Annotated in this window: 11 protein-coding genes; 7 read left to right on the top strand and 4 right to left on the bottom strand. The window is 73.5% G+C overall.

Going from position 1 to position 12,646, the window contains the following annotated elements:
- Positions 1-155: 155 nt before the first annotated feature.
- A complete protein-coding gene (locus tag TBIS_RS06195) occupies positions 156-875 on the bottom strand; it encodes a DUF305 domain-containing protein (protein WP_013131489.1) in 720 nt (239 codons plus the stop codon).
- A gap of 65 nt (positions 876-940) precedes the next feature.
- Here TBIS_RS06195 and TBIS_RS06200 point away from each other — a divergent pair, with 65 nt between their 5' ends.
- The gene (locus TBIS_RS06200) at positions 941-1,651 is read left to right on the top strand and encodes a DUF3105 domain-containing protein (protein WP_013131490.1); all 711 of its coding nucleotides are present in this window, start codon (positions 941-943) and stop codon (positions 1,649-1,651) included.
- Positions 1,652-2,085: 434 nt separating this feature from the next.
- On the top strand, positions 2,086-2,772 hold the full coding sequence (locus TBIS_RS06205) for a SecDF P1 head subdomain-containing protein (RefSeq protein WP_013131491.1): 687 nt from the start codon (positions 2,086-2,088) through the stop codon (positions 2,770-2,772).
- A gap of 76 nt (positions 2,773-2,848) precedes the next feature.
- Here the strand turns inward: TBIS_RS06205 and TBIS_RS06210 are convergent, their stop codons facing one another.
- Positions 2,849-5,098, bottom strand: coding sequence for a xanthine dehydrogenase family protein molybdopterin-binding subunit (locus tag TBIS_RS06210; protein ID WP_013131492.1), 2,250 nt, complete (start codon positions 5,096-5,098; stop codon positions 2,849-2,851).
- 142 nt (positions 5,099-5,240) lie between these two features.
- Between TBIS_RS06210 and TBIS_RS06215 the strand changes: the two genes are divergently transcribed.
- Entirely contained in the window at positions 5,241-6,782 is a 1,542-nt protein-coding gene (locus tag TBIS_RS06215) for a PucR family transcriptional regulator (protein ID WP_041431283.1), read from the top strand.
- A 127-nt stretch (positions 6,783-6,909) separates the two neighbouring features.
- On the opposite strand, the gene TBIS_RS20050 is transcribed toward TBIS_RS06215, so the two are convergent.
- Positions 6,910-7,038, bottom strand: coding sequence for a hypothetical protein (locus TBIS_RS20050; RefSeq protein ID WP_277397022.1), 129 nt, complete (start codon positions 7,036-7,038; stop codon positions 6,910-6,912).
- A 61-nt stretch (positions 7,039-7,099) separates the two neighbouring features.
- Here TBIS_RS20050 and TBIS_RS06220 point away from each other — a divergent pair, with 61 nt between their 5' ends.
- The 3 genes from TBIS_RS06220 to TBIS_RS06230 all read left to right on the top strand — a co-directional run bounded on the left by TBIS_RS06220 (position 7,100) and on the right by TBIS_RS06230 (position 11,134).
- Positions 7,100-8,398 carry a helix-turn-helix domain-containing protein gene (locus tag TBIS_RS06220; protein WP_013131494.1) on the top strand — a complete coding sequence of 433 codons (1,299 nt, stop codon included), beginning with the start codon at positions 7,100-7,102 and terminating at the stop codon, positions 8,396-8,398.
- Positions 8,399-8,522: 124 nt separating this feature from the next.
- Positions 8,523-9,143, top strand: a complete 621-nt coding sequence (locus tag TBIS_RS18085) for a copper resistance CopC family protein (protein WP_013131495.1) — start codon at positions 8,523-8,525, stop codon at positions 9,141-9,143.
- Entirely contained in the window at positions 9,140-11,134 is a 1,995-nt protein-coding gene (locus TBIS_RS06230) for a bifunctional copper resistance protein CopD/cytochrome c oxidase assembly protein (protein WP_013131496.1), read from the top strand. Before TBIS_RS18085 ends, TBIS_RS06230 begins: the two co-directional genes overlap by 4 nt.
- A gap of 344 nt (positions 11,135-11,478) precedes the next feature.
- Here the strand turns inward: TBIS_RS06230 and map are convergent, their stop codons facing one another.
- Positions 11,479-12,327 (bottom strand): type I methionyl aminopeptidase, encoded by an 849-nt coding sequence (gene map, locus TBIS_RS06235; protein ID WP_013131497.1) that lies wholly within the window; start codon positions 12,325-12,327, stop codon positions 11,479-11,481.
- 43 nt (positions 12,328-12,370) lie between these two features.
- On the opposite strand from map, the gene TBIS_RS06240 reads away from it, so the two are divergent.
- Positions 12,371-12,553 (top strand): hypothetical protein, encoded by a 183-nt coding sequence (locus TBIS_RS06240; RefSeq protein WP_013131498.1) that lies wholly within the window; start codon positions 12,371-12,373, stop codon positions 12,551-12,553.
- Positions 12,554-12,646 lie beyond the last annotated feature (93 nt).

The raw sequence follows: 12,646 nt of genomic DNA on the forward strand, positions 1-12,646 counted from the left end.
GGCGTTGTCAAGAGGCGGCCTTGCCATGGGGCCGCAGGCGGCGCGCGGCCCTGCCATGAGCTCGAAGGCGGCGTGGAGCCCCGGCGCGATGAAAGTTTCATCGGCTTCCCGGCGGGCCGGGCCGCGGGTGGCCTCCCGGCGGCCGGGCGGCGCGCTCAGGGCAGCGGCTCGGCTCCCCGGTCGGCGAGCATCCGCTTCATCAGCGTGACCTCCGCGTTCTGCGAGTCCACGATGTGCTGCGCCATGTCGCGCACCTCCTCCCGCTTCGAGAGGCGCAGCACCCCCTCGGCCATCTCCACCCCGCCCACGTGGTGGCGGATCATGAGCTGGAGGAAGAGGATCTCCGCCTCCCGGCCGGTGGCCGCGCGCAGCCGCTCCATCTCCTCGGGGGTGGCCATCCCGGCCATCAGGCCGCCCGTCGCGGGGCGCGGGCTCGCCGTGGCCCCGCCGCCGTGCCCGTGACCCGACATCCAGGCCATCGGCGGCCGGCTCGAGGCCTGGCTGAGGCCCCACTGCTGCAGCCAGCCCATGAATACGCCGCGCTGCGTGCTCTGGGTGGTGATGATGTCGTAGGCCAGCGTGCGGAGCGCCTCGTCGGTGGTCTTGCCGCGCACGATGAACGACATCTCCACGGCCTGGGCGTGGTGGATCGCCATGTCGCGGGCGAACCCGGCCTCGGGCGAGGCGTCTCCGGGCGCCCCCCACCTGCCGATGAGCAGCGCGACGGTGACCGCCGTGATCAGCGCGGTCACCACCAGGAGCAGGGGCGTCCGCCACCATCGCCGTCCGCCGGGATCGGCCCCGAGGCCGGCCTCCAGGCGCTCGGCGGTGTCGCCGGTCGTCATCTCGTCGCCGCCATCCTGAAGCTTGATCATTTAGAAACCGGATTAAAGGGACACTATCCTCCGTGCCGCAGGGTGCGGTATCAGCCGGAGGACCGATGGGGCAAGGAAAGCAGTCCAGGCGCGAGCGGCTGGAGCGGGTGCGCGCCGAGCAGCGGCGCCGGGAGCGCCGCCAGGCCGCCCTCATCTGGGGGATCGGCGGGCTCGTGACCGTCGTCATCATCACGTTGGCCGGCTTCGCCGTCGTCACCAGCCGGGCGGAGCGGTCCCTCGCCGAGGTGCAGCGCTTCAGCTACCGGGGCGGTGACCACAGCTGGACCAAGGTGAGCTACAAGGAGACGCCGCCGGTCGGCGGCACCCACAACTACGTGTGGCAGAACTGCGGCATCTACGACAAGCCCATCCACGACGAGCTCGCGGTGCACTCGCTCGAGCACGGGGCGGTGTGGATCACCTACCGGCCCGACCTCCCGGAGAGCGAGGTGAACAAGCTGAAGGAGCTCGCCTCGGCCGACTACATGCTGCTCAGCCCGTACCCGGGCCTCTCGGCCAAGATCATGGTCACCTCCTGGAACCACCAGCTCAAGCTGGACCGGGCCGACGACCCGCGCCTGCCGGAGTTCATCAAGACCTACAAGCAGAACCCGAAGCACACCCCCGAGTTCGGGGCGGCGTGCACCGGCGGCCTGAGCATCACCGCCGATCAGCCGCTGCCGACGCCGGACCCGGAGATCGGCATGCCGGGCAAGTCCCCCTCGCCGTCGGCCTCCGCGGAGCCGCCGGCCACCCCCTCGCCGCTGGCCTCCTGAGCGGGGACACCGCCACCGGCATCCTGGCGGGGACACCGCCACCGGCCTCCTGGGCCGGTGACACCCGCGCCGGGCCGCTGAGCGCCGGGCCGGGCTCCTGAGCGGGCGCGGCCCGTACGGCACGGCCCCGCCGGGGCACCGGGCGCTCCGGGCTCCGCGACCCGGCCGCGGGCAGGGAGACCGGCCACCGGTGTCCAGGGCGAGGGAAAACGGTTCCGCGGACGGCGGGAATTTCCGCTCCGGGGACGACCGCGGCCGGGGCCGAGGATTTCCGCCCTGGCCCGGGAATTCCCGGTGATTTTTCCCGGGAATCACGCTTTCCCGGCGAATTCCCGTGCATCGGCGATTTCATTCCGCCGGTGCCGTACCGGACACAGGAAACCGATAATTGCCGGATTACCGAAATTGCGGGTATCTTGATACGCTTTGCAGGCGTGACCGAGACCGAGGCGGGCAGCGCGAGCCCGCCCCTTCCGAGTGATGCCCCGACGGGGGAGGGGGGCCCCGGGCCGGCGCGGACCGGCGGGCCGTCCGGCGGGACCGGCGTGGGCGCCGCAGGGGAGCACCCCCGGGCGGCGCGGCGGACGACCATCGTGCTCGCCGCGGCGCTGCTGATCCTCGTGGTGATGACCGGCGTGCTCGGCGCCATCGCCGTGCTCATGACCCGCAACCCCGACGTGCCGCCGCTCTCCCGGCCGCAGGTCGTCCGACTGTACGTGCCCGTGCACTTCGCGCCCGTCGCCGGGGTCGCCCCCGCGCCCTGCACCGGCACCGACGGGATCCCCGACGACAAGGACACCACCTGCTACCTGCTCGAGCCCGGCGTCACCGTGACGAGCGTGCAGAAGATCGAGCAGCGGGCCGAGCGCGACGGCACCTACTCCATCCGCCTGGTGCTCTCTCCTGAGACCCGGGACGACGTCGCCGAGCTCATCAAGGAGACGGTCAACGGCCAGCTCGCCATCGTGGCGCAGGACCGGGTGGTGGCGGCGCCCCGGGTGGCGCAGGAGATCAGCCAGGACAGCCTCGGCATCGCCGGCTTCACCAAGGAGCAGGCCGACGCCTTCTACGCCCTGCTCACCGGCGGCGCGGCCCCGCCGTCCCCGCAGCCGGTCGGGTGACGGCGGGTCCCCGTGACGCCGGGCCACGCGAGGGTGCGCCGGGGCCGCGAGCGCGCCGGGTGACGCCGGACCGCCCTCACACCGCGGCCAGGGCGATGTCCTCCGGGCGGATCGGCACCCGGGAGAGCTCCAGGCCGGTCGCGGCGCGCACCGCCGCCACGATCGCCGGGGTCGACGAGAGCGTCGGCGGCTCGCCCGCCCCGCGCAGCCCGTAGGGGGCGTGCGGGTCCGGATACTCCTTGATCGACAGGCGCATCGGCGGCACGTCGAGGATCGTGGGGATCAGGTAATCGGTGAACGACGGGTTGAGCACCCGCCCGTCCCGCACCTGGATCTCCTCCATCAGCGCCAGGCCGAGGCCCTGGGCGCTGCCGCCGTGGATCTGGCCCTCCAGGGCGAGCGGGTTGAGGATCCGGCCCACGTCCTGCACGGCCGCGAGCTCCACCACCTTGACCAGGCCGAGCTCCACGTCCACGTCCACCACGGCGCGGTGCACGCAGAGCGCGAGCTGCACGTGCGAGTCGCCCTGCCCGGTGACCGGGTCCATGGGTCGGGTCGGCCGGTGGCGGAACTCCCGCGTCTCCTCCACCGGGCCGTACCGCTCGAGCAGCTCCTCCAGGGACAGGTCCGGGTGCGCGGCCCGCAGCTCGTCCAGGCGCCGCCGTACCGCCTCGCAGGCGGCCTTGACCGCACCGCCGGTCATGTACGACTGGCGGGAGGCGGAGGTGGAGCCGGCCGAGCCGATCGAGGTGTCCGCCGGGGCGACCGTCACCCGCTCGATGCCGAGCTCGGTCCGGGCGATCTGCGCCTGGACGGTGACCACCCCCTGGCCGACCTCGGCCGCCGCGGTGTGCACGAGCACGTGGGGCTCGCCGCCGAGCAGCTCCACCCGCACCCGGGCGGTCGAGTAGTCGTCGAACCCCTCGGAGAAGCAGATGTTCTTGATGCCCACGGCGTAGCCGACCCCGCGCCGCACCCCCTCGCCGCGGGTCGTCTGGGCCACGCCCCCGGGCAGCGAGCGCAGGTCCGCGGCGGCCGGCCGCTCGGGCGGCAGCGGCATCGCCGCGATCTCCCGGAGCATCTCGGCGAGCGGCGCCGGTGAGTCGATCACCTGCCCGGTCGCGATCCGCGATCCCTGGCCGACCGCGTTGCGCAGCCGGATCTCGATCGGCGACAGCCCGCACGCCTCGGCGAGCCGGTCCATCTGCGACTCGTACGCGAAGCACGCCTGGACCGCGCCGAACCCGCGCATCGCCCCGCACGGCGGGTTGTTCGTGTACACGCCGTACGCGTCGATCCAGATGTTGTCCACCCGGTACGGCCCCACCCCGAGCGAGGCGGCGTTGCCGACCACCGCCGGGGTGGACGAGCAGTACGCCCCGCCGTCGAGGAGGATCTCGGCCTTGACGTAGACGAGCCGGCCGTCCGCCGTGGCGCCGTGCTCGTACCGCATCCGGGCCGGGTGGCGGTGGACGTGCCCGAGGAACGACTCCTCCCGGCCGTAGACCATCTTGACCGGGCGGCCGGTGCGCAGGGCGAGCAGGCACGCGTGGATCTGCATGGACAGGTCCTCGCGGGCGCCGAACGCGCCGCCGACCCCGGCCAGGGAGATCCGCACCTTCTCCGGCGGCAGGCCCAGGCACGGCGCGATCTGGTCCCGGTCGACGTGGAGCCACTGGGTGGCCACGAACAGGTCCACCCCGCCGTCGTCCGCGGGCACGGCCAGGCCGGACTCCGGGCCGAGCGGCGCCTGGTCCTGCATGCCGACCTCGTACTCGCCGGTTACCACGACCTCCGCCCGCGCCCCGTCGGCCGTGCGGGCCTCCGGGCCGACCGTCCCCACCCGGACCGGCTGGTAGCGGACGAGGTTGCCCCCCGGGTGCACGGCGGGGCACGACGGGTCGAACGCCGCCCGCCAGGGGTCGGTGACCGGCTCCCGCGGCTCGTACTCCACCCGGATCGCCGCGGCCGCCCGCCGCGCGGTCTCCGGGTGGTCGGCGGCGACCAGCGCGACCGGCTCCCCCTGGTAGCGCACCTGGTCGATGGCGAGGACCGGCTGGTCCTTGCGCTCCAGCCCGTAGAACTTCTCGCCCGGCACGTCCTCGTGGGTGAGCACCGCGACCACCCCCGGGATGGCCAGGGCGGGCCCGATGTCGATGGAGCGGATCCACGCCGACGGGTGCGGGCTCCGCAGCGTGACCCCCCACAGCATGTCGTCCAGCCACAGATCGGAGGCGTACGCGAACTCGCCGGTCACCTTGAGCGCGCCGTCGGGCCTCAGCACGCTCGCGCCGATGCCGGCGCGCCGTCCGGTCTCAGTCGTCATGGCTCGCCCTCGGTCGTCGGTCGGGATGCGGCTTTACCGGAAGTACAGCAGGCACCGCGGGCGGGCCCTATGGGCGCAGATCATGGAATGCGCGCCGTGTCGGGTCTCGGCGCTTGTAGCATCCTCCAAATACGCTGAGGGCGTGCGGCTGAGGGAACTGCTCGCGATCCCGGAGCTCCGGCTCGGGCTGCTCACCCCGGACGACCACGCCGACCCCGAGCTCACCGGCGTGATCGTCACCGACCTCCCCGACCCCGGGCGCTACCTGTCCGGCGGTGAGCTCGTCCTCACCGGGCTGATGTGGCGGCAGGAACCGGCCGACTCCGAGCGGTTCGCCGACGCGCTGGTGCGGGCCGGGGTCGCCGCGCTCGGCGCGGGCGCCGCCCGGCTCGGGACCGTCCCCGGCGACCTCGTGGCCGCCTGCCGCGCCCGCGGGCTGCCGCTCTTCGAGGTGCCGGTCGAGGTGTCCTTCGGCTCGATCATCGAGATCGTGGGCGCCCCGCTCGCCCGGATCCGGGCCGGTGAGCTGCGCGGCGCGCTCGGCCGCCGGCGCCGCATCGTCGCCGCGGTCGCCGAGGGGGCCGACCTCGAGGAGCTCTGCCGGCTGATCGCCGGCGAGCTCGGGGTCACCGCGGCCGTGATCTCCTCGGCCGGCTCGGTCATCGCCGGGCGGCTCGGCGCCGCCACCGCGGTGCGGCTGGCCCGGGAGTTCCTCACCGCCGTCCGCCTGCCCGCGGTGGTCGACCTCAAGGCGGGCGACGTGCCCGAGGAGGAGGCCGGGCCGTACACGCTGCTCGCCGTCGACCGCTCACCCCGGGTGGCCGGGTGGGCGCTCGTCTGCCGCGGGGAGCTCGATCCGGAGATCGGCTTCGAGCTCGCCTCCTGCGTCGCCATGGAGCGCACCCGGCTGGAGGAGGGCCGCCGGGTCGAGCGGCGGCTCGCCGAGCAGCTCATCGCCTTCGCCCTGGGCGACGCCGACCCGTCCGAGCTGGCCGCCCGGCTGCGGACCTGCGGCATCGAGGCCACCGAGCGGTACGCGGTGGTGACGGCGACCGTGACGACCGGGCCGAACGGCGCATCGGGGCAGGACGCCGCGGCCCTCGGCGGCCGGGTGCTGGAGGAGCTGCTCGACCGGGAGGTGGTGACCGCGGTCTCGCCCGACGGCGCGGTGGCGCTGGTCCCGCTGCGCGCGGTCGACGTGGACACCCTCGCGGCCCGGCTGCGGGAGCGCGCCGGCCTGCTCGTCCGCGGCCTGCCCGGCACCAGGATCTCCATCGGGATCAGCGGCGCGCTCCGCGGGGCGGCCGCGATCCGCGGCGGGGTGGAGGAGGCGGGGCACGCGCGGCGGATGGCCGCCGGCCGGGGCGGGGGAGTGGTCACCAGCGACCAGATCTACACGCACGCGCTGCTGCTCGCGACCGTGCCGGGGGAGATCCGGCGGTCGTTCGCCGCCCGCCTGCTCGGGCCGCTGTACGAGTACGACCGGCGGCACGGCGCCGAGCTGGTGCGCACGCTCGCCGTCTACCTGGAGTGCGCCGGATCATGGAACCTCTGCGCCGAACGGCTGCACGTGCACGTCAACACGGTCCGTTACCGGATCCGCCGGGTCGAGCAGCTCACCGGGAAGGACCTCTCCTCGATGAGCGACCGGGTCGATCTGTACCTGGCCCTGCGCGCCGCGTGACGCGGGCGGCGGGAGGCTTGACCGGGCGCCACCGGCCGCCGAGAACGCTGCGGCGGCCTCCGGTCCGCCCATCCCACGGGGAGACGGCCGGAAGCCGCCGGAAGGTCATCTCCTGGCCGTCGATCGGTCAGCAGCAGTACCAGCCGCCGAACGCGACGACCTGTGGCGTTTCGGCATTCGCGGCCGTAGCATTGGCTCCAATCGTCAGGCCGACCGACGTCAGGACGGCAATAGCGAACGTGATCACGCGGCGCATGACTTCTCTTTCCTCGAGGGCTTGAAAGACCGTCGGTTCCTTATTCTCTCTAGAGGTGCAGGTGGCCAGTCAAGGTTCGATCGGTGAGCGCATCAAAATGCTCCGAAAGCAGCGCGGCCTTTCGCAGGCGCAGCTCGCTCACCCGGAGTTGTCGGACAGTTATGTCTCACTTATCGAAAGCGGTAAGCGCACGCCGACGCCCGCGGTGTTGGAGTTAATTGCGCAAAAGCTCGGCTGTTCGCTCACGTACCTGATCAACGGGGTGACCAACGAGGAGCTCGAGGAGATCGAGCTCGCGCTGCGGTTCGCCCGGCTCGCCCTCGAGAACGGCGATCTCGCCGAGGCCCGCCGCCGGTACGCCGAGCTGCTGGAGGACCGCAACCTCGAGAGCCTGGCGGCGCAGCGGCAGGACGCGCGGTTCGGCTACGCCCTCGCCACCGAGGCCTGCGGCGACCTCGCCGAGGCGATCGACGTGCTCCGCTCGCTCCGCGACGAGGACACCGAGGGCCAGACCCCCGAGCGGCGGATCCAGATCTCCATCGCGCTCTGCCGCTGCTACCGCGAGTTCGGAGCGCTCCACGAGGCGGTCCAGGTCGGCGAGGAGACCCTCGGGCTGCCGAAGGGGCGGCCCGAGTGGAACGACGATCTGATCGAGCTCGGCTCCACGCTGCTCGCCGCCTACATCGAGCGGGGCGACCTGCTGCGGGCGCGCCAGTTCTCCGCCGAGCTGCTGTCCGCCGCCGAGTCGCTCGGCACGGCCCGGGCGATCGTCGCCGCCTGCTGGAACGCCGCCATGATCGTCGGCCGGATCGGCTGCGGCGATGAGGCGCTCTCCCTGGCCGAACGGGCCCTCGCCGTGCAGTCGGAGAACGGCGAGCCGCGCAACCTCGCCCGGCTCCGGGCGGCCTACGCGGTCCTCCTGCGCCAGGTGCGCCCGGCCGAGGCGGCGCGGGCGCGGGACCTGCTGCTCCGGGCGCTGCGCGAGCTGGAGGAGTCGGCGGCCGGGGCCGCGGACGTCGTCTCCTGCCTGATCGACCTCGCCCGCGCGGAGATCCAGCTCGGCGATCCGCACGCGGCCGCCGCGCACGCGCGCGCCGCCGCGGCCAAGGCGACCGGCGGGATGAGCTCCGCGGTGCTCGCCGAGACCCACCTCGTGCTCGGCCTCGCCTGCTCGCTGCTCGGCCAGAACGATCAGGCCCGCGCCGAGCTCGACTCGGCCGCGGAGCACCTCAAGCGCCTGCCCGCCACCCGGACGCTCGCGGAGAAGTGGCGCGCCGTCGCCGAGCTGCGGGAACGGATCGGCGACGAGGAGGGGTGCGTGGCCGACCACCAGCGCGCGCTCGCCTGCGTGGGGCTCTGAGGCCGCGCCGGAACGGGGCGCCGAGGGGGCCTCGCGCCGCCGGATCGCGGGAGGGGCGGCGGGCGTCCACAGGCGGCCGATCCATGGTTGGGGTCGGGTCATGGGCCGGTAGCCTGGAGGTGCCATGAAGAAGTCCGTGCTCGCCGCCGCCATCGCGTTCGTGATCACGATCATGACGGAGCTGGCGATATCCCTCCCCGCACAGGCGCACACCTCGCTGCGGAGCAGCGATCCGGCGAAGAACGCCAAGGTCGAGAGCCTGCGCAGGGTGACGCTCGAGTTCACCGAGTCCGCGCGGTTCCCCACGGTGATCGTACGGGGCCCGGACGGCAAGCGATACGAGCGCGGCAAGCCGGTGGTCGACGGGCCGCGGGTCTACAGCGACGTCGCCTCACCGGTCCCGCCGGGCGAGTACACCATCGCCTACCGGGTGGTGTCGGCCGACGGTCACCCGGTGGAGGGGGAGATCCCCTTCACCGTGGTCGGGAGCCCGGACGACGGGCAGGAGGAGTCGCCGGCGCCCGGCGCGTCCGAGGCGGCCCCCGGCGCGTCCGAGGCGGCGTCCACGCCGGCCGTCGCCGATCAGCAGCAGACGCCGGCCCAGACGGCCGGTGCCGAGGCCACGCCCGCCGAGGCGGCGAGCGAGGAGACGTCGCCGCGCATCCCCGGATGGCTGTGGGCCGTGGTCTTCGGGGTCGCCGGCGTGGGGATCGGCCTGCTGCTCAGCCTCAGGAAGAAGCCGTGAGCCGCATCGTACGGCTGGCGGTGGCGGCCGCCTGCGCCGCCGCCGTCGCCCTGATCATCGGCATGGTCGCGGGTGGCGCCGCCACGCCGAGGATCATCCCGGGCCTGCCCGACGAAGGCGCGCTCACCCGCTGGATGCTGCCCGTCTCGAAGCTGGCGCTGGACGGCGCGGCCGCGCTCACCGTGGGGCTGCTGCTGTTCAGCGCCATGCTGCTGCCGAGCGACAAGGGCATGCTCGGCAAGGCCGCCCAGGGGTACGTGCGGGCCGCGTCGTGGGCCGCGCTGGCGTGGGCGGCGGCCGCGGCCTCCGCCCTGATGTTCGGCCTGTCCGAGACGCTCGGCGTCCCGGTGGACCAGCTCCTCGGCGGCAGCGAGCTCACCAGCTACGCGAGCCAGGTGCCGCAGGGGATCGCCCTCACCCTCGTGGTGCTGTTCGCCGCCTCGATCGCGATGTTCGCGCGGGGGACGATGAGCGTGGGGGCCACCGGCGCGCTGCTGCTCTTCGCGCTCGCGACCACCCTGCCACCGCCGCTCACCGGGCACTCGGCCACGTCGCCCAACCACGGGCTCGCCATCACCTCGGTCGCGTTCCACGTCGTGTGCCTGGCGCCGTGGGTGGGCGGCCTCGTGGTGCTCTGCGTCCACGCGTTCCGCAAGGAGCCGCACCTGGCCGTCGCCGCCGCCCGGTTCTCCCGGATGGCGCTCTGGTGCTTCATCGGGGTGGGGCTCTCCGGCGTGGCGAGCGCGGCCGCCCGGCTCACGTCGATCGGCGACCTGTTCACCTCCGCCTACGGCGGGCTCGTGCTCGCCAAGATCGCGGCGTTCGCGGTGCTCGGGTTCCTCGGCTGGCGGCACCGGGTGCGCACGCTCCCGAGGCTGGAGGCGGGGGAGCCGTACGCGTTCGTGAGCCTGGCCATGGGCGAGGTCATGGTGATGACCGCCACCCTCGGCCTCGCGGTGGCGCTCTCCCGCACCGCCCCGCCACCGGTCCAAGTGCCGCTCGACCGGGCGTACGAGCTCCTCGGCTACCCCATGCCGCCGCCGGTGTCGCTCGGGAACCTCGCGACGCTGTGGTACTTCGACCTGTTCTTCGCCGTGGTCTGCGCGCTGCTCGCCGGCCTCTACGCCGCGGGCATGGTGCGGCTCCGGCGCCGCGGCGACGCGTGGCCGTGGGGGAGGGCGATCAGCTGGTACCTCGGCGTCGCGATCCTCGTCCTGGCCACCCAGAGCGGCCTCGCCCGCTACGCCCCGGTGCTGTTCAGCGTGCACATGGTGCAGCACATGCTGCAGTCCATGCTGATCCCCATCCTGCTGGTGCTCGGCGCGCCGATGACGCTCGCGCTGCGCGCGCTCAAGCCTAGCCCGCGGCGCGGGGACCGGGGCCCGCGGGAGTGGCTCCAGGCGTTCCTCCACAACGGGTACGTGCGGTTCTGGAGCCACCCGGCCGTGGCGACGGTGAACTTCGTGGCCTCGCCGTTCCTGCTCTACTTCACGCCGCTCTTCTCCGCGGCGATGCGCGATCACCTGGGGCACCTGGCGATGCAGGTGCACTTCCTGCTCTCCGGGTTCCTGTTCTTCTGGCTGATCATCGGCGTGGATCCGGCCCCCCGGCGGCTGCCGCACATCCAGCGGCTGCTGCTGCTCCTGGTCACCACGCCGTTCCACGCGTTCTTCGGCGTGGCCACGATGACCATGGGATCGCCCATCGCCGCCGACTGGTTCGACGGGCTCGGGCGCACGTGGGGCGGCTCCGCGCTCGCGGACCAGCGGCTGGGCGGCGGCATCGCGTGGGCCTTCACCGAGATCCCCACGCTGATCGTGCTGATCGCACTGGCGATCCAGTGGTGGCGCGCGGACGAGCGCGCCGCCCGCCGGGCCGAGCGCCGGGCCGACGCCATCGCGGCGAAGACCGGCGGCACCGGCGACCCGGAGCTGGACGCCTACAACGAGTACCTCGCCCGGCTCCACAAGCGCGACGCCCAGCTCGACTGACCTCCGCCGTGCGCCGGCCGGCCGGATGCCGGGCCGGCGGCCCGCCGGCGCGGAGCGGCGAGGGCGGAGCGGTGAGGACGGCGTGGCCCGGTGAGGGTGGTCCGCTGCGGGCGGACCGGTATGGGCTGAGGGCGGCCCGGCATGGGTGGTGTGGCCGGTCAGCAGGGTGCGCTCCGGTAAGGACCCGCGCCGGCCCGCCCGGCCGCGGACGCGGAGGATCGTGCGCACCGGCCGGGATCGTGCTGAACGGCCGGGACCGCGCCGAACCGCCGGCCGGGACAACGGGCGGCGGGGCGGCACGGCCCTGCCCGGGCGGGGCGGACCCGCCGGGGCGGCCGGAGCCGTCAGGGCAGGGTGAGGATCTCGTAGCCGGTCTCGGTGACCACCACGGTGTGCTCGAACTGAGCGGTCCGCTTCCGGTCCTTGGTCACCGCGGTCCACCCGTCCGGCCAGATCTCGAAGTCGATGGTGCCCAGGGTGAGCATCGGCTCGATCGTGAACGTCATGCCCGGCACCATGGTCACCTTGAGCGACGGGTCGTCGTAGTGCGGCACGATCAGCCCGGAGTGGAAGGACGTGCCGATGCCGTGGCCGGTGAAGTCGCGGATCACGCCGTAGCCGAAGCGCTTGGCGTAGGACTCGATGACCCGTCCGATGACGTTGAGCTGGCGGCCGGGGGCGACCGCCCGGATGGCCCGCATCATCGCCTCGCGGGTGCGCTCGACGAGCAGCCGTGACTCCTCGTCCACCTCGCCCACGAGGAAGGTCGCGTTCGTGTCCCCGTGCACGCCGTGGATGTACGCGGTGATGTCCACGTTGACGATGTCGCCCTCCTGGAGGACGGTGTCGTCCGGGATCCCGTGGCAGATCACCTCGTTGATCGAGGTGCACAGGGACTTGGGGAACCCGCGGTAGCCCAGCGTGGACGGGTACGCGCCGTGGTCGCAGAGGAACTCGTGCCCGATCCGGTCGAGCTCGTCGGTGGTGACCCCGGGCGCGACGTGCTTGCCGACCTCCTGGAGCGCCTGTGCGGCGATCCGGCCGGCGATGCGCATCTTCTCGATGATCTCCGGGGTCTGGACGTCGCTGCCGCCTCTCTTCGGCTCCGCTTTGCCGACGTACTCGGGGCGCGGGATGTGGGCGGGCACCTTACGCGGGGGCGAGATCCGCCCCGGGCGAAGCAGCGTCGTCATGCGGTCAAGTCTAATTGCGTGCGAAGCGGGCACGATTGACCACGTGAGTGATCAGTGGTGGTTCTGCCTCAAGCACATGCGCGTCGAGCCGGACCAGGGGTGCCCGAACAAGAGCCGGATGGGGCCGTACGCCTCCGAGGAGGCCGCGTCCCGCGCCCTGCAGACCGCGGCCGAGCGGAATGAGGCGTGGGCGGCCCAGGACGAGGCCTGGGAGGGCGAGGCCTGACCGCGGCCGGGCCGACGCACCGGGTTCGAGCGTCCCGGCGTTCGCGCGCTCCCGTCCCCCCGGTGTCCGGGCGGGCGCCGGCGTTCCTCCCGT

Origin of the sequence: Thermobispora bispora DSM 43833 (genome assembly GCF_000092645.1) — a bacterium.
GTDB classification, from domain to species: Bacteria; Actinomycetota; Actinomycetes; order Streptosporangiales; family Streptosporangiaceae; genus Thermobispora; species Thermobispora bispora.